Source organism: Corynebacterium aurimucosum ATCC 700975, assembly GCF_000022905.1.
GTDB lineage: Bacteria > Actinomycetota > Actinomycetes > Mycobacteriales > Mycobacteriaceae > Corynebacterium > Corynebacterium aurimucosum_F.
The window spans coordinates 1-20656 of record NC_012590.1; the positions used below are offsets into that span (position 1 = coordinate 1).

Annotated in this window: 20 protein-coding genes and 3 tRNA genes; 11 read left to right on the forward strand and 12 right to left on the reverse strand. The window is 59.8% G+C overall.

The annotated features are described in order from the left end of the window. The 5 genes from dnaA (at position 1) to gyrB (ending at position 7294) form a co-directional block, all read left to right on the forward strand. Positions 1-1641, forward strand: a complete 1641-nt coding sequence (gene dnaA, locus CAURI_RS00140; RefSeq protein ID WP_010188097.1) for a chromosomal replication initiator protein DnaA — start codon at positions 1-3, stop codon at positions 1639-1641. A gap of 576 nt (positions 1642-2217) precedes the next feature. Further along, the gene (dnaN, locus tag CAURI_RS00145; protein ID WP_010188099.1) at positions 2218-3399 is read left to right on the forward strand and encodes a DNA polymerase III subunit beta; all 1182 of its coding nucleotides are present in this window, start codon (positions 2218-2220) and stop codon (positions 3397-3399) included. Between the two features lie 5 nt (positions 3400-3404). Further along, positions 3405-4583 (forward strand): DNA replication/repair protein RecF, encoded by a 1179-nt coding sequence (gene recF / locus CAURI_RS00150; RefSeq protein ID WP_010188101.1) that lies wholly within the window; start codon positions 3405-3407, stop codon positions 4581-4583. Next, positions 4570-5118, forward strand: a complete 549-nt coding sequence (locus CAURI_RS00155) for a DciA family protein (protein WP_010188103.1) — start codon at positions 4570-4572, stop codon at positions 5116-5118. Before recF ends, CAURI_RS00155 begins: the two co-directional genes overlap by 14 nt. Before the next feature lie 130 nt (positions 5119-5248). Then, positions 5249-7294: a DNA topoisomerase (ATP-hydrolyzing) subunit B gene (gene gyrB / locus CAURI_RS00160; protein ID WP_010188105.1), complete on the forward strand. Its 2046-nt coding sequence runs from the start codon at positions 5249-5251 to the stop codon at positions 7292-7294. A 72-nt stretch (positions 7295-7366) separates the two neighbouring features. On the opposite strand, the gene CAURI_RS00165 is transcribed toward gyrB, so the two are convergent. From CAURI_RS00165 to CAURI_RS00180, 4 genes are read right to left on the reverse strand one after another with little or no spacing between them, the layout of a single operon-like run. After that, a complete protein-coding gene (locus tag CAURI_RS00165) occupies positions 7367-7813 on the reverse strand; it encodes a DUF6918 family protein (protein ID WP_010188107.1) in 447 nt (148 codons plus the stop codon). A gap of 10 nt (positions 7814-7823) precedes the next feature. Beyond that, positions 7824-8270: a hypothetical protein gene (locus CAURI_RS00170; RefSeq protein WP_010188109.1), complete on the reverse strand. Its 447-nt coding sequence runs from the start codon at positions 8268-8270 to the stop codon at positions 7824-7826. Positions 8271-8320: 50 nt separating this feature from the next. Continuing rightward, on the reverse strand, positions 8321-8581 hold the full coding sequence (locus CAURI_RS00175) for a hypothetical protein (RefSeq protein ID WP_010188112.1): 261 nt from the start codon (positions 8579-8581) through the stop codon (positions 8321-8323). After that, positions 8578-8799, reverse strand: a complete 222-nt coding sequence (locus CAURI_RS00180; protein WP_029158890.1) for a hypothetical protein — start codon at positions 8797-8799, stop codon at positions 8578-8580. Before CAURI_RS00180 ends, CAURI_RS00175 begins: the two co-directional genes overlap by 4 nt. A gap of 79 nt (positions 8800-8878) precedes the next feature. Between CAURI_RS00180 and gyrA the strand changes: the two genes are divergently transcribed. The 4 genes from gyrA to CAURI_RS00200 all read left to right on the forward strand — a co-directional run bounded on the left by gyrA (position 8879) and on the right by CAURI_RS00200 (position 12064). Further along, positions 8879-11467, forward strand: coding sequence for a DNA gyrase subunit A (gene gyrA, locus CAURI_RS00185; RefSeq protein ID WP_010188125.1), 2589 nt, complete (start codon positions 8879-8881; stop codon positions 11465-11467). A 3-nt stretch (positions 11468-11470) separates the two neighbouring features. Continuing rightward, complete coding sequence (locus CAURI_RS00190) at positions 11471-11818, forward strand: DUF3566 domain-containing protein (RefSeq protein ID WP_010188126.1); 348 nt, start codon at positions 11471-11473, stop codon at positions 11816-11818. An 87-nt stretch (positions 11819-11905) separates the two neighbouring features. Then, positions 11906-11982, forward strand: a tRNA-Ile gene (locus CAURI_RS00195). Between the two features lie 9 nt (positions 11983-11991). After that, positions 11992-12064: transfer RNA gene (locus tag CAURI_RS00200), tRNA-Ala, on the forward strand. 90 nt (positions 12065-12154) lie between these two features. On the opposite strand, the gene CAURI_RS13705 is transcribed toward CAURI_RS00200, so the two are convergent. Continuing rightward, entirely contained in the window at positions 12155-12421 is a 267-nt protein-coding gene (locus CAURI_RS13705; RefSeq protein ID WP_012714713.1) for a hypothetical protein, read from the reverse strand. 85 nt (positions 12422-12506) lie between these two features. On the opposite strand from CAURI_RS13705, the gene CAURI_RS00205 reads away from it, so the two are divergent. Beyond that, the gene (locus CAURI_RS00205; protein ID WP_010188127.1) at positions 12507-12734 is read left to right on the forward strand and encodes a hypothetical protein; all 228 of its coding nucleotides are present in this window, start codon (positions 12507-12509) and stop codon (positions 12732-12734) included. Between the two features lie 676 nt (positions 12735-13410). On the opposite strand, the gene CAURI_RS00210 is transcribed toward CAURI_RS00205, so the two are convergent. Together CAURI_RS00210 and CAURI_RS00215 are read right to left on the reverse strand one after the other, a co-directional pair. After that, positions 13411-13992: a hypothetical protein gene (locus CAURI_RS00210; RefSeq protein WP_012715381.1), complete on the reverse strand. Its 582-nt coding sequence runs from the start codon at positions 13990-13992 to the stop codon at positions 13411-13413. A 296-nt stretch (positions 13993-14288) separates the two neighbouring features. Further along, a complete protein-coding gene (locus CAURI_RS00215; protein WP_010188128.1) occupies positions 14289-15167 on the reverse strand; it encodes a polysaccharide deacetylase family protein in 879 nt (292 codons plus the stop codon). A 171-nt stretch (positions 15168-15338) separates the two neighbouring features. Here CAURI_RS00215 and CAURI_RS00220 point away from each other — a divergent pair. Continuing rightward, positions 15339-15411 (forward strand) — tRNA-Ala (locus CAURI_RS00220). A gap of 44 nt (positions 15412-15455) precedes the next feature. Here the strand turns inward: CAURI_RS00220 and CAURI_RS00225 are convergent. From CAURI_RS00225 to CAURI_RS00245, 5 genes are all read right to left on the reverse strand, one after another. Next, the gene (locus CAURI_RS00225) at positions 15456-15947 is read right to left on the reverse strand and encodes a GNAT family N-acetyltransferase (RefSeq protein ID WP_010188137.1); all 492 of its coding nucleotides are present in this window, start codon (positions 15945-15947) and stop codon (positions 15456-15458) included. 23 nt (positions 15948-15970) lie between these two features. Further along, on the reverse strand, positions 15971-17764 hold the full coding sequence (locus tag CAURI_RS00230) for an ABC transporter ATP-binding protein (RefSeq protein WP_010188138.1): 1794 nt from the start codon (positions 17762-17764) through the stop codon (positions 15971-15973). Beyond that, positions 17761-19335 carry an ABC transporter transmembrane domain-containing protein gene (locus CAURI_RS00235; RefSeq protein ID WP_010188139.1) on the reverse strand — a complete coding sequence of 525 codons (1575 nt, stop codon included), beginning with the start codon at positions 19333-19335 and terminating at the stop codon, positions 17761-17763. Before CAURI_RS00235 ends, CAURI_RS00230 begins: the two co-directional genes overlap by 4 nt. A gap of 72 nt (positions 19336-19407) precedes the next feature. Continuing rightward, positions 19408-19611 (reverse strand): hypothetical protein, encoded by a 204-nt coding sequence (locus CAURI_RS00240; protein WP_010188140.1) that lies wholly within the window; start codon positions 19609-19611, stop codon positions 19408-19410. Between the two features lie 166 nt (positions 19612-19777). Continuing rightward, positions 19778-20653 (reverse strand): hypothetical protein, encoded by an 876-nt coding sequence (locus CAURI_RS00245; protein ID WP_010188141.1) that lies wholly within the window; start codon positions 20651-20653, stop codon positions 19778-19780. Between the last annotated feature and the right edge of the window lie 3 nt (positions 20654-20656).

Below are 20656 nucleotides of genomic sequence, written 5' to 3' on the forward strand. Positions count from 1 at the left end.
GTGTCCGATCCGCAAGCAGCCCTCCGGGCCAGCTGGAAAGCTGTGGTCAGTGATTTGCTGGCTCAGTCCGAGCAACCGAACTCGGATGTCCCCAACTTCTCCCATAGCCAGCGCCTCAACCTTCAACTCGTCGAACCCATCATGATCGGTGATGGCTACGCGTTGATCGCCGCGCCGCACGAGAACGCCAAAACTGTCATCGAAACTGAACTAGGGGAGTACATCACCCGCGCTTTATCGCAGCACATGGGTCGCCCCTGTTCTTTGGCTGTGACCATTGCGGCGCCACCGCAGCCGGCACCACAGGAAGAGCCCCCAGCACCCGCGCCTCAACGCCCTATTCAAACCGAGGCTCCCGAGCACGGCATGGGGCACCAGACTCAGGCTTTCCAGCAGCCCACCCAGTCCACTCAGCCCGCTCCAGCTTCCCAGCCAGAGACACCAAACCACCATCAGCCGCGCTCATGGGAGGCCGCGCATTCCCCGGCCAGCCTCGATGAATTGGCGCAACACTACAGCGAGCAACAGAGCACCGCTCCCAGTGGCTACCCCGAAGCAACCGGGGCACGGATCCCGCGGGAGGAGCCAGCACACAACCCGAACCGAGAAAAGTCTCTCAACCCGAAGCACACCTTTGAGAACTTCGTCATCGGTTCCTCCAACCGCTTTGCTAACGGCGCTGCCGTAGCCGTCGCGGAGAACCCCGCGCGCGCCTATAACCCACTCTTTATTTGGGGCGGTTCCGGCCTCGGCAAAACGCACCTGCTGCACGCGGCCGGCAACTACGCCCAGGTCCTGCACCCGGGACTGCGCGTGAAGTACGTTTCCTCGGAGGAATTCACCAACGACTACATCAACTCCCTGCGTGATGACCGCCAGGAATCCTTCAAGCGCCGCTACCGCAACCTGGACATCCTCATGGTTGATGACATCCAGTTCCTAGAAGGCAAGGAGTCCACGCAGGAAGAGTTCTTCCACACCTTCAATGCGCTGCACCAGGCCAATAAACAGATCATTTTGTCCTCCGACCGCCCACCGAAGCAGCTGACCACGCTGGAAGATCGCCTCCGCACACGCTTCGAAGGCGGGCTGATTACAGACATTCAGCCGCCAGACCTAGAGACACGCATCGCCATTCTCATGAAGAAGGCCTCCGCGGACGGCACAGACGTCGATCGCTCGGTTCTCGAGCTCATCGCCTCTCGCTTCGAATCTTCGATCCGCGAGCTCGAAGGTGCGCTCATCCGCGTTTCTGCCTATTCCTCTCTGGTCAATGAGCCGATCAGTTTGGAGATGGCGGAGATTGCTCTGCATGATCTGGCCCCGGATTCTGCAGATCGCCAGATCACCGCGGCAGCCATCATCGAAGTGACGGCGGACTACTTCAACATCGACGTGGATACCCTGCGCGGTTCTGGTAAGAAGCGCGCCGTGGCCCATGCCCGCCAGCTGGCGATGTATCTGTGTCGCGAGCTCACTGAGCTCTCCCTGCCAAAGATTGGTGACCAGTTCGGCGGCAAGGACCACACCACCGTCATCTATGCGGACCGCAAGATCCGTAAGGAGATGACTGAGAACCGGAATACCTACGACGAGATCCAGGCGCTGACTCAGCGCGTGAAGAATCACAACCAGCGTTAGCAGCACGCAACGCTTGGCGACGCCCCTCCCATTTCCCGCAGCAACCTCCCCCGCGGGTGTGGGCAGGGGCGTCTTTGCGATCCACCAAAAAGTTATCCACACCGTTATTCACAGCTGTGTAATTTCATTGTTGTAATTTGTAGATCCTTGTCACGTTTTCTTCTTCCACAGCAGATCAGAGGGCACATTGCCCTTGTGGTTAACCCTGTGATCAGCAGGGATAGATCTGGGGATGGATTGTGGATAACTTTGACCCCGACCCAGTTACTCACATTTCTTGTCATTTGATCACAGTGATCCCACACCCTGACTCACAGATCGGTTCGCCGCTCAGAGCTTGGCTTTTACTGGGTTGTCCACAGATCCCACAGCGCTTATTACTACTCCTATTTTGTTTTCTCCCTAACTAAGAAGAAAAAGGATGTGTGTGATTCGTTGGCGCCTGGCCTCACCGCACGCCCTTATCGGGAAGCACAGAAGGTAAATGACAAAATCCTGTGCTTCGACGCTGATCCTGTAAGTTGGAGTGAGCTTGCAAGAATCTTCCATCCGCAACTAGAGGAGCGTCTCACCACCATGGAGCAGTCCGTGTCATTTCGCGTTGCCAAAGATGACCTCGCCAACGCCGTAGCGTGGGTCGCGCGCAGCCTTCCCTCGAAGGTCACCCAACCGGTACTGCGCGCCATGCTGATCACCGCGGATGACAATGGTTTGGAATTCACCGGCTTCGACTACGAAGTCTCCACCCGCGTGCGTATCGCTGGCATGGTGGATGAGCCGGGACGCATCGCCGTGGCCGGTAAGTTGCTCTCTGACATCGTTGCTTCCTTGCCCAACAAGGAAATCGAGATGACGCAGGAAGACAACAAGGTTTTGTTGATCTGTGGTTCCTCCCGTTTCGAGCTACCGCTCATTCCGCTAGATGATTACCCTCAGCTTCCCGTCCTGCCGGAGGTCACCGGCACCATTAACCCGCAGCTCTTCGTGGAGGCCATCAGCCAGGTTGTTGCGGCTGCCGGCAAGGATGACACCCTGCCGATGCTCACCGGTGTGCACATCGACATCAATGGTTCCCACGTGGAAATGACGGCTACGGACCGTTTCCGCTTGGCCATGCGCACCTTCGAGTGGGAGCCAGTATCTTCTGATGTCCAGGCCAAGCTTCTTGTCCCGGCCAAGACCCTGCAGGAGACCGGCCGCTCCTTGGACACGCACCTCAACATCCCGGTAGAAATTGCCGTGGGCACGGGTGAGAACATCGCTGCGGAAGGCCTATTTGGCCTGCATGCGGATAACCGCGAGACCACCACCCGCATGCTGGATGCGGATTTCCCCAACGTGGCACCGCTGCTACCCAAGACCCACAGCGCCATGGCCAGCATTGAGGTTGCTCCGCTCCAGGAAGCCATTCGCCGCGTCTCGCTGTTGACGGATCGCAACGCTCAGATCCGCATGGAGTTCAGCGAAGGTGAGGTGACCTTGGCGGCCGGTGCGGATTCCGGTCGCGCGAGCGAGACTTTGCCGTGCGCCTTCAACGGCCGTGAGGATTTTGTCATTGCCTTCAACCCGTCCTACCTCAAGGATGGTTTGGCTGTGGTTCACACGAATCGCGTGGTCTTCGGCTTTACCGAACCTTCGCGCCCGGCAATCATGATTCCGGAACCGGAAGAGCTGCCAGCAGCCAACGAAGACGGCTCTTTCCCCACCCCGGAAACTGATTTCACCTACCTCTTGATGCCGGTGCGCTTGCCAGGCTAGGCCATATGTATATTCGCGATCTCGATGTCAGGGACTTCCGCTCCTGGCCCGAGCTCACCCTCAGGCTGAAACCGGGAATTACCCTGTTTGTCGGCCGCAACGGTTTCGGCAAAACCAACATCGTCGAGGCCATCGGGTATACCGCGCATCTATCCTCACACCGCGTGGCCCACGATGCCCCCCTCGTGCGCCAGGGTGCGCACAATGCTCGTATCTCCGCCACGGCGGTGAACCAGGGCAGAGAGCTCACTGCGCACCTTTTGATCAAACCCCACGCGGCCAATCAGGCTCAGATCAACCGCACGCGCCTGAAATCCCCGCGTGAGCTCCTGGGCGTGGTGAAAACCGTGTTATTTTCCCCGGAGGATTTGTCCCTCGTGCGCGGCGAACCGGCAGCGCGCCGCCAGTATCTGGATGACATCATTGCCTCACGCACGCCGCGTTTGGCTGGTGTGAAGGCTGATTATGACAAGGTGCTCAAGCAGCGCAATGCGTTGTTGAAGTCGGCGTCGCCAAGCTTGCGCCGCGGCTACAGCGACAGTGATGGTGCCTCGGCGCTGGCGACTCTCGACGTGTGGGATACGCAGCTATCTTCCCTCGGCGCGCAGGTGATTCAGGCACGCCTTGCGCTTGTCGACGAACTCCGCGAGCTCATCCCCGCCGCCTATGCCGGGCTCGCCCCGGAATCGCGTCCGGCCGCCATTGACTACAAGTCCACCGTGGACATCTCAGACCGCGAGGTCATCGAGGCCATGATGCTCACCGAGCTGGCCACGAAGCGCCAACGAGAGATCGAACGCGGCATCTCACTCGTCGGACCGCACCGCGACGATCTGGTGCTTAACCTTGGCACGAGCCCCGCCAAGGGCTTTGCTAGCCACGGCGAGACCTGGTCGTATGCCATCTCTCTGCGGCTGGCGGAGTTCAACCTGCTGCGCCAAGACGGCACTGATCCGATCCTCATCCTCGATGATGTTTTCGCTGAGCTGGATGCCAAGCGCCGCGAGAAACTCGTCCGCCTCGCGGCGGGCGCGGAACAGGTGCTGATCACTGCGGCGGTGGATGAGGATTTGCCCGGAAACTTGCAGCCCATCGAACGTTTTACGGTCACGGTCCGGGATACCGACGAAGGCCGGATTTCTGAGATCGCTCCGTATACAGCGGGCGGTGATGAAGATGACTGAGCAGGACTTCGATCCGGTCAAGGCGCTCTTCGAGCGCACACGAAGCAACTCCAAGAATCCGCCGAAGCTCAATAAACCGGCGCCCAAAATGAACGTGGCCCCGACATCTTCCGAGAAGCAGCCAAAGCCCTATCAGCGTGGTAGGCCGAGCGGTCCTGATGGCCGTCGCAGACGCCGCAGCCTTGAGATCCCTAGCCTCGGCGCACAGATCCAACGAGAGATTGGCAAACGCGGCTGGGAACACGAATTAGCTCATGGTTGGGTCATGGGCAATTGGGAAAACCTCGTCGGCGAGCGCATCGCCGCGCACACGCAACCGCTCACCATCAAGGAGCAGGTTGTCTACGTGGCGTGTGATTCTTCTAGCTGGGCCACCGAGCTGCGTTACTTGCAGCGGCCCATTTTGCAGAAGATTGCTGATCGCCTCGGCCCGGACGTGGTGGTTAAGCTGCACATTCAGGGCCCCAAGCAGCACCGCAACTATGAGGGCCGCCAATGGGTCAAGCCGCAAGGTTCGCAAGATACGTACGGCTGATTTTGGGCGACCGTGAAATTCATGCAAATTTGGGTCTCTCACGGGCGTGCAGTGCCCTTGCGTGGGGGGACACAGTGTAGAATGGCTAAAGTCTTAGATTTAGCTCTAGCCAAAAGGAGAACACGAATCCGTGGCTGAACAACACGCATATGATGCGGGGTCAATCACAATTCTGGAGGGCCTCGAGGCTGTCCGTAAGCGCCCCGGTATGTACATCGGCTCCACCGGTGCCCGTGGCCTGCACCACCTGATTTGGGAGATCGTTGATAACTCCGTCGATGAGGCGATGGCAGGTTATGCCGACAAGGTCATCGTCACCCTCCGCGAGGATGGCGGCATTGAGGTCATCGATAACGGTCGTGGTATCCCGGTGGAAATGCACGCCTCCGGTGTTCCCACCGTCCAGGTGGTCATGACCCAGCTGCACGCTGGCGGTAAGTTCGACTCTGAATCTTATGCCGTTTCCGGCGGCCTCCACGGCGTGGGTATCTCCGTGGTCAACGCTTTGTCCACCCGTGTGGAGGCGGATATCAAGCGCGACGGCAAGCACTGGTACCAGAACTTCAACAATGCCATCCCGGATGAACTCGTTGAAGGCGATAATGCTCGCGGTACCGGAACTACCATCCGCTTCTGGCCGGACCCGGAGATCTTTGAAACCGTCGAATTTAATTACGACACGATCGCTCGCCGCCTGCAGGAGATGGCCTTCCTGAACAAGGGCCTGACCATCGTGCTGCGTGACGAGCGCGCCATCTCCAAGGAGCAGGCCGAACTGGAGGAGATCGCCGAGGCCGGCGACTCCGCCGTCAGCCTGACCTCCCTCGATGAGAAGGAAAAGTCTGAAGAGGCCGGCGACGGTAGCGAGGAGAAGACTTCCAAGAAGAAGGAAGTCACCTACCACTACCCAAACGGTCTGCAGGACTATGTTGAGCACCTCAACAAGAACAAGACCGCCATCCATCCCACCATCGTTGCCTTCGACGTTAAGGGTGAGGACCATGAGGTGGAAATCGCGCTGCAGTGGAACCAGGGCTACAAGCAGTCCGTCCACACCTTCGCCAACACCATTAACACTCACGAAGGCGGCACGCACGAGGAAGGTTTCCGCGCTGCGCTGACCTCCCTGATGAACCGCTACGCCAAGGAGCACAAGCTCCTCAAGGAAAAGGATGGCAACCTTTCCGGCGATGACTGCCGCGAAGGCCTGGCCGCCGTCATTTCCGTCAAGGTAGCGGACCCACAGTTTGAGGGCCAGACCAAAACCAAGCTGGGTAACTCGGAAATCCGTGGCTTCGTCCAGCGTTCCGTCAACGAGCACCTCAACGATTGGTTCGATGCTAACCCCGCTGAGGCCAAGGTCATCATCAATAAGGCCGTGTCCTCCGCGCACGCCCGTGTGGCAGCACGCAAGGCTCGTGAGCTCGTGCGCCGTAAGTCTGCCGGTGACCTCGGTGGCCTGCCGGGCAAGCTAGCGGATTGCCGCTCTAAGGACTCGAAGCGCACTGAGCTTTATATCGTGGAGGGTGACTCCGCAGGCGGTTCCGCCAAGGGCGGCCGCGATTCCATGTTCCAGGCCATCCTGCCGCTGCGCGGCAAGATCCTCAACGTGGAAAAGGCCCGCATGGACAAGGTTCTGAAGAACGCTGAGGTCCAGGCCATCATTACCGCCCTGGGCACCGGTATCCACGAAGAATTCGATATTTCCAAGCTGCGCTACGACAAGATCGTGCTTATGGCCGATGCCGACGTGGACGGCCAACACATCGCCACGCTTCTGTTGACCCTGCTCTTCCGTTTCATGCCGCAGTTGGTGGAGGATGGCCACGTCTTCCTGGCTAACCCGCCGCTGTACAAGCTGAAGTGGGGCAAGGGCCAGCCGGGCTACGCCTTCTCTGATGCGGAGCGTGACGAGCAGCTCGCCGAGGGCTTGGAGCAGGGGCGCAAGATCAATAAGGATGACGGCATCCAGCGCTACAAGGGTCTGGGTGAGATGAACGCCGCCGAGCTGTGGGAGACCACCCTGGATCCGACCACCCGCGTGCTCCGTCGCGTGGACTTGGAGGATGCGCAGCGCGCCGACGAGCTCTTCTCCATCCTCATGGGTGATGACGTGGCCGCTCGCCGCTCCTTCATTACCCGCCGCGCGAAGGACGTCCGCTTCCTCGACGTCTAAGCGCTACACAAAACCCGCAAAGACCAGCACCTCATATGAGGTGCTGGTCTTTTTTCGTCGTCAAGCAGGCGCTTAAACAGTGCCCATATGGCGCTGCAGAACACGGCCGATGGTCGCAACATTGGGCTCCAAGATGGAGGAGGCCTTGCCGCGAAGTGACTTGTAGGTGCGAGCGATGCCAGGCGCCTTAACGTCCTCAGCGGCTTTGTCCGCAGTATTCATGATGACCTCTGTGACCTCAGCGCTGCGTCCGTCCAGATAAGTGCCGAAGTCAGACTGCTCAGAGCCCTCGAATTCCTTCCAGTAGGCATCCAGGCTGTTGAGCAGCTCCGGAAGCATCTGGTTGATTCCTTTGGATAAGACCTTAGAATCTGCCTTCTTTGCGGCGGCTAGAGCGCCCTTGAAGGCCATTCCGGAAATGCCGGAGAGCGAAGAGACGGTGTCATCGGCGTCCGTGGCCAAGTCTGCCACCACGGCGTTGCGGGTAGGGGATTGGAGAAGCTGGGTGAGGTTTGTCATACAGGCGAGCTTACTGTGCCGGTGCGCTGGAGCCTGCCTTGAGCGCGGCGATCTGGTCAGCAATCTCCGGGAAGCCATTGGTGCGGGCGAGGCGCTCGAGGTCGAAGTCAGGACCACCTTCGTAAAGGCGGTTGTTCTCGGAAGAACCAGAGGAGCCTGCCATTCCGATCTGGGCGGCGAACTCGTCTACCTGGGCGCGCAGTGCCGGGACGTTATCCACTACCAGTTTGAGCAGTGCTGCTGCGGCGGCGATGCTACCGCCGATGATGAGCGTCATGTCGATCGGCGTGGAACCGGTGAGGGAGGAGCCGGCTTCGCCCTGCTCGAAGTCGGGGTTGAGGTTGTTCTGCCAATTATTGTCGGCGGTCTTAGCGCTCGCAGCCGGCGTTGCGGCGGTGGCAAGGGTGGTGGCCACGAGACCGGCGGCGAGGAACTTCTTCAGGGATTTCGAGGGCATAGGGAATTCCTTTCTCACAAGGGAATAGAGACTTCTTTATCATGTTCAACTTACATAACTTCTGCAACAGAAAGATAGACCTCGGCGCAAAATCGCGCGAATTCTTCGTTTTTTCCACTCAGTGCGGGGACCGCGCGCAAGACTGTTTCTAGTGATTCTGCCGCCGCAGAGCGGTTGCCATGAACAGCAATTCCCTCGACGGTTGCCGTGCTCGCCGCCGCCGCGGCGGTCAAGGCGGCAAAGTTTATAACCCGCACCCGATAGGCCTGGCAGAAATCGCGCGCGATGAGGAGCAGCTGTTCTGCGTTCATTGGCGCCCACCCCGGGCTTGGCGGATCTCCGCCTCTAATTCCGCACGCCCAGGCAGCAGCCGGCGCGCGGTGTCCTGCACGGCAGCATCCGAGAGGGCTCGCGCAGCCGCCGCGACAATGGCGCGGACCACCGCCTCGTGCTTGGAGGTTCCTTGCGCGGAGGCTAGCAGAGTCAGTGCGTGGTCTTGTTCCGGGGTCAGGCGCAGTGTCATAGCCATAGCGCGAATGGTATCACTGTGATACCACTGCTGTGCCACACACGGCTTTATATGGCCCTCAACGGTAGGATGGGACGTTATGAGTGACAATAACGGTGATCTTTTCGATCGCATTCAACCAATTGACATCAATGAGGAAATGGAGTCGAGTTATATCGACTACGCTATGTCCGTCATTGTCGGCCGCGCCCTGCCAGAGGTGCGTGACGGTCTTAAGCCTGTTCACCGCCGCATCCTCTACGCCATGTATGACTCCGGCTACCGCCCGGATCGCGGCTACGTAAAGTCCGCCCGCCCGGTCTCGGACACGATGGGCCAGTTCCACCCGCACGGTGACTCCGCTATCTACGACACCCTTGTGCGCCTAGCCCAGCCGTGGAACATGCGCTACCCGCTGGTGGACGGCCAGGGTAACTTCGGTTCCCGCGGTAATGACGGCCCCGCCGCCATGCGTTATACCGAGTGCCGCATGACGCCGCTGGCCATGGAGATGGTGCGTGATATCCGCGAAAATACCGTCGACTTTGCACCTAACTACGACGGCAAGACGCAGGAACCGACTATCCTGCCCTCCCGCGTTCCGAACCTGCTGATGAATGGCTCCGGCGGTATCGCCGTTGGTATGGCCACCAACATCCCGCCGCACAACCTCAACGAATTGGCGGAAGCCATTTACTGGCTGCTTGATAACCCGAATGCTTCTGAGGAAGAAGCCTTGGCTGCGTGTATGGAGCGCGTTAAGGGACCGGATTTCCCCACTGCGGGCCTCATTGTGGGCGACCAAGGCATCAAGGATGCCTACACCACCGGCCGCGGCTCTATCCGCATGCGCGGCGTGACCTCCATTGAGGAGGTGGGCAACCGCCAGACCATCGTTATCACTGAGCTGCCTTACCAGGTCAACCCGGACAACATGATCTCCAACATCGCGGAGTCCGTGGTCAACGGCAAGATCGCCGGTATTGCCAAGATCGAAGACGAGTCCTCTGACCGTGTGGGCATGCGCATCGTGGTCACCCTCAAGCGTGATGCTGTGGCCCGCGTTGTCCTCAACAACCTGTACAAGCACTCCCAGCTGCAGACCTCCTTCGGTGCCAACATGCTCTCCATCGTCGATGGCGTGCCGCGCACCCTGCGCCTCGATCAGATGCTGAGCTACTACGTGGCTCACCAGATTGAGGTCATCGTCCGCCGTACTCAGTTCCGTCTCGATGAGGCTGAGAAGCGCGCTCACATCCTGCGCGGCTTGGTCAAGGCGCTCGACATGCTCGATGAGGTCATCGCGCTCATCCGCCGTTCCCCGACGGTGGAGGAGGCGCGTGAAGGCCTGATGCAGCTTCTCGGCGTCGACGAAATCCAAGCAGATGCCATCCTGGCGATGCGTCTGCGCCGTCTGGCCGCCCTGGAGCGCCAGAAGATCATTGATGAGTTGGCGGAGATCGAGGAGATCATCGCGGACCTCAAGGACATCTTGGCCCGCGAGGAGCGCCAGCGCGAAATTGTCCACGATGAGCTGGAAGAGATCGTCGAGAAGTACGGCGATGAGCGCCGTACCCAGATCGTCGCCGCCTCCGGTGACGTGTCCGATGAGGACCTCATTGCCCGCGAGAACGTCGTTGTCACCATCACCGCAACGGGCTACGCCAAGCGCACCAAGGTGGATGCCTACAAGGCGCAGAAGCGCGGTGGCAAGGGCGTGCGTGGCGCGGAGCTCAAGCAGGACGATATTGTCAAGAACTTCTTCGTCTGCTCCACGCACGACTGGATCCTGTTCTTCACCAACTTCGGCCGCGTCTACCGCCTCAAGGCCTACGAGCTTCCGGAGGCTGGCCGCACCGCCCGCGGCCAGCACGTGGCCAACCTGCTGGAGTTCCAGCCGGAGGAGAAGATCGCCCAGGTCATCCAGATTCAGTCCTATGAGGACGCTCCTTACCTCGTCCTTGCTACCCAGCAGGGCCGCGTGAAGAAGTCCCGCCTCACCGACTACGAATCCGCACGTTCCGCTGGCCTCATCGCGATCAACCTCAACGAGGGCGATGCGCTAATCGGTGCCCAGCTGGTCAACGAGGGCGATGACATCTTGCTCACCTCTGAACAGGGTCAGGCTATCCGTTTCACCGCGGACGATGACCAGCTGCGTCCGATGGGCCGCGCTACTGCCGGCGTGAAGGGCATGCGTTTCCGTGGCGATGACCAACTGCTGTCCATGTCTGTGGTCAGCGATGGTCAGTTCCTCTTAGTGGCGACCTCTGGCGGCTACGGCAAGCGCACAGCTATCGAGGAGTACACCCCGCAGGGTCGCGGTGGCCTCGGTGTGATGACCTTCAAGTACACCCCGAAGCGCGGCAAGCTCATTGCGGCAATCTCTGTCGACGAGGACGACGAGATCTTCGCCATCACCTCCGCTGGCGGTGTTGTCCGCACCGAGGTAAACCAGATTCGCCCGAGCTCCCGCGCCACCATGGGCGTGCGCTTGGTCAACCTGGCTGACGACGTCGAGCTGCTGGCCATCGACCGCAACGTTGAGGATGATGGCGAGGAAGACGCCCAGGCAGTAGCCAAGGGCGAGAAGTCCGTGGAGGACGTCAAGCCTGAGCACCTCAAGCTTGGGGAAGACTCCCAGCAGGACGAAGCTGGAAGCAAGGATGCCGATAAGGACGAGGAGTAACCCATGATTGGACGAGAGCTTCACCTCGCCCGGATTTCGCCCATGTCGGCGTTCCGCGTTGGCTTGGCCATGTCCCTCGTCGGCCTCGTGGCCTGGCTCATTGCCGTGTGCTTGTTGTACGTCGGCCTTGACCAGGCAGGCATCTGGGATTCCTTCAATAGCCTCGTCGGCGGTGTCGGCGGTGGCTTTGAGGTCTCCTTCGGGTTGGTCGTCTCTGCGGCCGCACTGTTTGGTGCCATTATCGCTGTGCTGATGACCATTCTGGCGCCCATCATGGCGGTGATTTACAACGCCATCGTGGACGTTTTCGGCGGATTCAAGATTCGCCTTCAAGACGAACCGCATAACTAGCGAATATCATCGAGAAAAACTACGTATGACCAGGCGATTTGTAATAGATCGCCGGTCCTATGTAGAGTAACTATTCGTTCCGGTCAAGGGCCTATAGCTCAGTCGGTTAGAGCGCATCGCTGATAACGATGAGGTCGCTGGTTCGATTCCAGCTAGGCCCACCACGGAACAATGGGGCATTAGCTCAATTGGTAGAGCATCTGCTTTGCAAGCAGAAGGTCAGGAGTTCGATTCTCCTATGCTCCACAGCATAAGTGGAAGGCGCCCGGCGGAAACGCTGGGCGCCTTTCGCGTTCGGCCACTGGTGGCTTTAAGCCTGCAATTGCCTATGAATTTCTACTTGTAGTGAAGAATCCAGATGGAAAAGTGCTTGGTGCAGCGCCAGTAGCCAGTATCAAATTCAAAATCAAATTTGAATTCAGGAGTAAGATTTCTTTTCACTGCTTCAGCTCTGCATTGCCATTCGGCTTCAAAAGGCTGCGCTGTTCCCCAATCAATATCATCGTTGATGCTGTATGGCGTTATCACGTCGGCGTTATCCGTTGATGGGGCAGTCTGTGCTGAGGCGAACGGGAGGATGGGGCCAGCTACACTGTAGAGCACAACACCTATGGGAAAAGTATTTTTGAGACTTTGGTCATAAGTTCAATCTACAGTACTATGGGTCACAGAGTGGTTAGGAGTAACAATGGATAATGATCTAGGCGACGAAGATTTCATTAAGGGTCTAGCTTCTATCCTTTCGGAACTGGACCGCGAACAATTTCCAGTAACTTTTTTCTGGCTGTCTTCATTAATTCACGAAGTTGAGGATCTCAGTAAAGCTGGCGAACAGTTAACAGTGAAGCGTTTAGCCTTTAATTTAGTGCCTGTTATAGGTCGCCTTGAAAGCGAATATCGCGGCAAGGAAATATAGCTGCTTCGCTATAGTGGCCCAAGGCTAGATAAATGCTCCTGAAATGTCGATTTGGGGTAGTTGGTACCGCGAGTCCGCGTAGTTGGTACCGGTGTTCCGTGTATCCGGTACTGTAAGGGGTTTTCTTTCATAGTTGATGTTGGCGACACCACAATCCGCTGGTGTTGCGTCAACTTCTACTTGGAAGGAGCTGGTCCTTGTGGCCAACTTCAAGCAGATCATTGCGATGTGCCTTGATGGTGCTAGCTAGGCGCAGATCACACACGCATTGGGGTGTTCACGACGGGAAGTATCTCGTGCAAAGAAAGTCATCTCTGATGAGGGTTTGACTTCAGAGATTTTCCGTCAGCTCTCGCCGGGGTGGTTTGATGATCGATTCAGTGATGGTCGGAGTAAGAGGTCTTTGTCCTATGACCTGCTGTATCTCGGCGGGGCATGTCGGCGTCAACGTCTAGGGGTATTGAGCAGAGTGATATTTAGCCCGCTGCGTTCGGCTTGGTCGATGTGGATTTGGTCAGGAAACCAGGATGAGGCCGCCGATCCAGCTAAGGAAACGGACGGGGCCTATCGGTGCCAAATGGTGCTACCCTAGTGTTATTGCCACCTGTTACGACAGGATCGGAAGAAGACCCTGGGACCCCAGCCGGACGACTGGACTCAGGGTCTTCGCCTGCCTCTAGAGGGAATCCGGGGTGGGACGGTTGAGGACCACTTTCTCGTGCAGCTTCTCCCAGTACTGCTCTTCCCCTAGATGGACGGTGTTCAGTGCTCCCAGAACGGCATCTGGAATCCAGAGCAGGGGATCATCGCCACCGCGTACGTGTCGCAGTCGGATGCCAGCACTTTGTCCTTGGCCCTGCAGGGCAACTATGTGGGCGACGTCTCGCCTGTTTTGTGCTTCTTGCCGGCTTTCCAAAGTGACGTTGTGGACGTGCATCTCGGAGAGCTCGAAGTACATCTGCTCCAAGCATTTCCTGCGGTGCCTCTCCGTCTTCTTGCTCACTTCACTCTGGTGGGTGATGATCGCTTGCATGGAGTCGATCTCAGAAAGGGTGTCCACGATTTTTCGGCGTCGGCTATTACGTTCGTCGGTCCGGTGAAGTTTGACCTGGCCAGGAAGTCGTAGTGGACGTAGCTCCTCGCGTATTTTTTCCAAGTCTTGAGTGTCGATGATGGCTGCACACACCATGTACTCCTGCCGGTCTGGGGGTTTAAGGGCGGAGGACTCATCGATGTAGGCGACTAGCTGTGATTCCACCCTGAAATTGTAGCCCGTCCGGGCCGACCCACCCCTCGGCCCGGTACCAACTACCCGGAACACGGCAGTACCGAGTCCCCAGAACACCGGTACCAAAAACTCGCATCTGACACCTGAAACGCATATTTGACGTTAACTCAGAGGTGAGGGCCTAAAAATCCCCGATCCCAGACACACATTGTGACCTTTAGCCTCAAAGACACCATGTGGAGACCTCCGGTGGGAAACCCCAGGTGATTGCACGCGAAATCTGCATAAGGTGCCTTTAATTTGGTCCCAGAACCGGCCGCTGTGAGCTAGCGGGTGAGGTAATGCTTTCCCGCCTGCGGATTGGGGATGAGGCGGTCGAGGCTGACTGGCTCGAGGCCCTTCGCGCGCAGTCCGTCGATGACGCAGTCTGCGGCGCCTACGGTTGTGGCGTGAATGTCGTGCATGAGGACGATGGAGCCGGGCTGCGCGCCGTTGACTGCAGCCTCGCAGACATGCTCGGAATTGCGGTCCTTCCAATCCACGGTGTCGACGGACCAGAGGGCTTGTGCCTGGCCATTAGCCTTCGCAGCGGCCTCCACAGTGCCGTTGGTGGCACCGTATGGGGGACGCATCCACCGAGGGTTCTCACCCGTCGCTGCCTTGATGGCCGCGGCCCCGGCCTTGATCTCGCCGTCCACGTCGCTGGGGGAGAGCTTGTTGAGTTCACGGTGGGATGCAGTGTGGTTTCCCACGGTGTGGCCCTCAGCCTTCATGCGGCGCAGCAGTTCCGGGTGTGTGGAGGCACTGGGGGCTAAGACCATGAAGCTGGCGTGGGCGTCTTTGGCCTTCAGGGTATCGAGGAGCTGAGCGGTCAACTCGCCGGGGCCATCGTCATAGGTGATGGCCACGCAGTTGGAGCAGGTGGAATCAGCAACCGACTGCGACTGCTGTTTGCCGGTCGGCGCGGGCTTCGCAGTCGGCCGCGAGGAGCCGGCAAAGACAGGGCTGTTTTGAAGCTCCTTGGGCAGCGCGTCGTAAGCGTCCTGCTCCAGTTGCTTAAGGTCCTTCTGGACGTCGGGTAGCTGTGGTAGCTGTGGCTGCTGAATCACCGGCTGGGGAAGCTCTGCTGCCGCAGCCGTTCCAGGCAGGGCCGTGGCTGCCGCAAGGGCGATGAGGGAGCGGACAAGAACACTTTTTCGGCGCATGGCAACCTTCCATAGACTTTCTTTAGACGCTTTATTGTCTGCCCGGTGAAGGTGGATTATCCCTAGTGACACGCAACTAGAGTGAAAGAAGTTAACTCCTGAGGTTTCGCTAGGCCCGTCCTAGGGGTGATTTCGTTGCTTCTACTGGGAGGAGTACGCTCTACAGGTATTGGGGCATTAGCTCAGTTGGTAGAGCGTTGCGTTCGCAATGCAAAGGTCAGGGGTTCGATTCCCCTATGCTCCACAGGGCGCTCACACGGTGAGCGCCCTTTAACTTTGATGGTTGACTTATTCAGCAGCCTTAAAGCGCTTGACCAGGACGATGTGCCCGTCTCTCTCGCTCACCGGCTCGAAGCCAAGGTGCAAATAAAGGCGGTGGGCGCGGTCATTGTCTTTAGCCACCGACAGCGAAATACCTGGGGCGCCCATCTCGCGGGCGAGGTTAGCGGCGGCGTCGATCAGCATTGTGCCCACTCCCTGCCCGCGGAAACGAGGTTCCACGGCTAGGGCGAGCTCCGGAATGCCTTCAGCCACGTGGCCGAAACCATGGCGCTGCGCCGTTCCCCAGTTCAGCCACACGCCACCAGCAGGGACGTGGCCCTCCCAAGCGATGAAACCTCCGCGGGAAGGCTCCCAACCGCCGAGGTAGTAGTCAAAGCCTTCCTCGAAGCCCGTAGGCAGCTCTTTGTGTTCGTCGCCAAAGGTATCGGCGAGGAAATTGATGCGGGCGAGGTAGGTGCGGTCAGCTTCAGTGAGGGAAAGAAGATGCATAGCTCCCATGGTAGAAGGCGGCGTCGAACTACCTACTTCCCGTGCTCCCACTGGGCATAAGCCGAGGCATAGCGCCCGCCCAGGTCCATCAGCTCGGAGTGGGTGCCATCCTCGACGATCTGACCCTGTTCCATCACGATGATGCGGTCGGCCTCACGGGCCTGGTCCAGGCGGTGGGCAACGACGAGCGCGGTGCGGCCCCTCGTGACTGCTCTAGCCGCGTGTTCGAGCACTTCCGCGTGCTCGGAGCCGGCCTCAGAGGTGGCCTCATCCATGATGAGCACCGGCGGCTGGCGCAGGATCATGCGGGCCAGGGAAAGCTGTTGCTCGGCCTCCGCACCGATCTCCTCGTTGCCGGCGCCAATCTTCGTATCCAGGCCCTGAGGCAGCCACCGCGAATGCTCATCCAAGCCCACGGTGTTGAGTGCCTGCCATAGCTCCTCATCGCTGGCGTCGGGTTTGGCCAGCAACAGGTCCTCGCGCAAGGTGCCGGAGAAGAGGTGCACTTCTTGGGTAATGAGCGCGACGTGCTCGGTAATCCAGGTATTTGGCACGGTGGCGGTATCAATCCCATCGAGGCTGATTGTTCCCTTCGTAGGGTACTGCAAGCCCGCGACGAGGGCGGCGAGCGTGGACTTACCCGCGCCGGAGGTACCAACTAGGGCGGTGGTGGTGCCGGCGGAGAGGGTTAGGGAGACGTCGTCAAGCACGCGTGCCCCGCCGGGGTAGGCGTAGGAAAGGTGATCAATGGTGATGGCCGGCGCGGAGGTTAGCCGGGGCGTGTCCTTGAGCTCCTTCGTACCAGCGCTGCTCTCTAGGGTCGCCAGCGCCACCGCGCGGCCGAGGGAGGTCACGGAATGCTGGATTTCGCCAGCGAAGAAGAGGATGTTGAAGACGTGGATCTCCAGCCGCATCACCAACAGCACCGCGGCGGTGGCCTCACCGGGGGTCAACCATTCCCACATCACCATGGGCACGGACATGAGGACCGATCCCAAGAGCAACACCGCGAAGGCAAGGGCGCCTTGGCCCAGGATGCGGTTGATCAGCGGAACCTTGTCGCCCCAGGCCTGCACCGTGTCCCAGGAGTAGCGCTCCATGCGTGCATGCGCCCAGTCTTTCAGGGAGAACTGACGGAGGGTCTCCAGGGCGCGGATGGTGTCCAGCAGCACGTTGTTGCGGTAGGCCTCCACCGAGGAGACCTCGTTGGCTATGGCGGGGATATCCCGCATGGTGCCGCGGATGAAGGGGTAGAGCAGACAACTCACCGCGATGAAGAGCAGTGCATAAGCCGGGTGGATGAAGACCATCATGAGTGCGGTCAGCGGCAGCATGAAGAGGGTGAGCACGAGGCGGTCACCCATCATAGAGATGGTCATGACCACGGTGTCGATGTCCTTGGACAGGCGCGTAATGATGTTGCCGGTACCCAATTCCATGACGGCTGGTACGGGAGCACCGAGGGTGGAATCCAGCGCTGAGGTGCGCAGATCCACAGAGAGCCGGCGGGTAGTTGAGGTAACCAGGTAGCGGCCCACGGTGCGGCCGGTGACCTCCACGAGGTAGCCCACGGCGATAACAACCAACGCGCCCAGCATGGCGCTGCGGCCCGTACCAAGGACGGGGATCTCCACGCCCTGGATGATATCGACGACGCGGCCAAGCACCTGGGAGACCAGGTTCATCATGATGACTGTGATGCTAAAAAGCCCAAAGAAGAGGGCGATGCCCAGTCTGCTCGGGGCACTGGGCAGGGTTTTCAGAAAGCGCAGGCACTCCCGCGGGGAGGCAGGTGCAAGGGCATCCGCGCGATCCTGCTGGCTCATAGCTCCACCACCTCATCGGCGTTGGCGGCCCACGTGGAGGCGGATGTAATGATCACGGTGGTCTTGCCGGCGCGCAGTTCACGCACGTGCTTGGCGACGTCTGCCAGGGTCAACGAATCCAGTCCCGTCGTGGGGTTGTCCAGCACGAGAACTTCCGGGTCCACAGCGAGGGCGCGGGCAAGCGCGACGCGCTGGCGCTGGCCGCCGGAGAGGTTAAGGCCCGCCTCACCGATGGGCGCGGTGGGCAGCTCGCCGTGAGGACCAAAACCACCAAGGCGGATAACAATATCCTCGCAGGCGGAGGCATGGAGGGCGTCGTGAAGCTGCGTAGCGCTAGCACTACGCAGCGGATCGACGTTGTCCTGCAGGGTGCCCTCCAAAACGGAGATGCGGTGCGGTGGGCACAATGCGCCGTGCTCATGGAGGTAGCGCACCCAGGAGTCCACGGTGTTGCGCCCCTCAGTGGTGGTGGGCATCCACACGTGCAATCCGGGGGAGAGCTCGACGGGGGTGCCGGCGGCCTCGGTGGTGTTGGTAGAAAGCTGGCCGAGTAGCTTGCCGACGCGCTCCACGGAGGCCCGCGCTCGCGCCCAATTCTCCGTGAGCAAGCCCAGGGACACGCCCAGCGCGGTGAGCGCGGGCGGGACGAGCATGGTGATCGCCATCATTCCGCCGGGGGCGATGCGGCCCTCGAAGGTCTCCCAGGAGGACCAGGCTAGGATGCCCACGGCAAAGGACGCGGGGACCATCTGGCGCAACCAGGCCATGAGGGAGGACAGCTTGGCCTCGCGGAGCATGGCGCCCAAGGAATCCTGGGCGGCGTCGGAAAAGCGTTGGCGGGAAATCTCCTTGGCGCCGAGGCCCTTGATCACGCGAGAACCCTGCGCAAAGTCCGTGGCGAGTGATAACGCGGTGTTCTCCAGCTGGCGGCGGCGCGCGGCAATCTTAGTCAGCGGCTTCGTGGTGGCCCAGGAAGCGAGCGCGGTGGCGAAGGCGCCAACCAGTAGTACAGCTGAGACCTGCCAGGAAATTGGGGCGAGGCTGACCACCGCGCCCAAGAGGTAGCCCACCATGACCAGGGGGAAGTTGAGGATCTGCTTGAGTTGGCCGATGTAGTGCGAATCCTCATCCATCGTGTTGAGCAGCCGACCGGGGCTTATGCCTGCGGTGGAGGCACCCAGCAGCTTATCCAGCAGGTTCAGCCGCAGCGTATGCGTGGTGCGGGCCTGACTCAGATCAGTAAAGGCATCCGCCGTGGCCTCGCAAATATAGGCGATGAAGAGGAGGATCGCCGTGGCCGCAAGCGGCAGGGCTACGGTGCTCCAGGAGGGATCGGAAAAGGCATACTGCGTGGTCTGGCCGATGATGACGGAGACCAACGCCCCCAGCGGCGCGTTGATGAGGGTGGCAACGAAGATGCCGATAACGCCGGTGCGCTGGGCACCAAGCAGCCGCCACGTGGCGGCGCCGGGCCGGGAGAAATCGGTGGTCTCAGTGAGGGAGACCTCCCCAGAAGGGGGCTCATCGGGGAGGTACCACGACCACGTCCTCATGCGGGGGTAGTGAGTCATAAGAACTCATCCTATAGCGCACAACGCATAAGGGAGTGATTCAGATTACGATCAATGAATCACTGAGGGAACTTAAGCCAAGTGGTAGTTCTCCACGTCGTAGCCGTTGAACTCGCGGTCGACGCCAAAATCATCGACCGAGCTGAACTGCGTGCCGTTTTCGATGGCAAAGCGCAGGTTATCCACGCGGGTGGACGGATCGCCGCTCACGGCACCGGCCGGAAAATAAAAGGTGTCCCCACTCTTGAGCTTGACGATAAGTGATTCGAAGCTCATTCCTGATCTCCTTGCCTGCTGCTGATACGGTGGCGGCGCAAAACTGCGCGCGGGCACCGATCTTTAAAGATCGATGCCAGTTGACCCTCGATTCAAGCAGGTCGCGCGCGCGGGGGCAACGCAGTGAGATCAAGGCAACGAAATGCGCACCCCCAAGGATGGGGGGTTAGTTCTCGTCCTCGGTCTGGAGGCGGTGCTTGCCCTCGGACTCGTGATCATCGGTGATGCGGGAGGTGTCGGCATCCTTCTTGTCGGCGTTGCTGACCTCGATCTCAGTCTCGACGGCGTCCTGGATGGCTGTTTCTTCCTCGCGGTGCTTGGCCAGCTGCTCATCCAGCGAGCCCAGCAGCTCTTCATCGCGCTCGACGACGCCCTCCTCAGCCAGGTCGGACTCCTTCTTGGCGTCATCCTCGGTGGTGGAGGTGTAGACCAAGGTGGAACCCTGCGGTGCGGACGGGGAAGAGAAGTCCTCAACGCGCGGCGGGACGGTGGATTCCTTCTCCTTCTTCTGGGTGAAGAAGTAGTAGATGCCACCGCCGATAGCAGCAATGGCGGCAACCAGCGCGGAGATCAGCCAGATCTTCGAGCCCTTCTTCTTGTCCTTGCCGCTGATGCGGCGGGCCTTCTTCTGCAGCTGGGCGCTCTGCTTCTGCGCTTTCTTCTCCGCCTTAGAGGCCTTCTTCTTAGCCTGCTTGCGGGCCTTGGAGGCCTTCTTCTCCGCCTGCTTCTGGGTCTTTTCCCACTGCTTGGAGGCCTTATCCTGGGCCTCTGATGCAGCCGCAGAGAGCTTCTCGGTGGCTTCCTCGCTGCGCTCCTTGAGCTGCTCGAGGGTGCGCTCGAGGCGGGCATGCGCGGCCTTGGTTACGGCACCCGCTTCGCGGCGGGCTTCCGGGAACCACTCGCCATCGCGCTCTTCCATGCGGGCGGCGGCAGTCTCCAGGACGGAGTAGGCCTCACGGGCCTTCTCATCGCGGCGTTCCTTGAGGCGCTCCACCAGGGCGGAGGTGGCGCTGATGGCGGTGGACAGGGCGGCGGGGTTCATGGG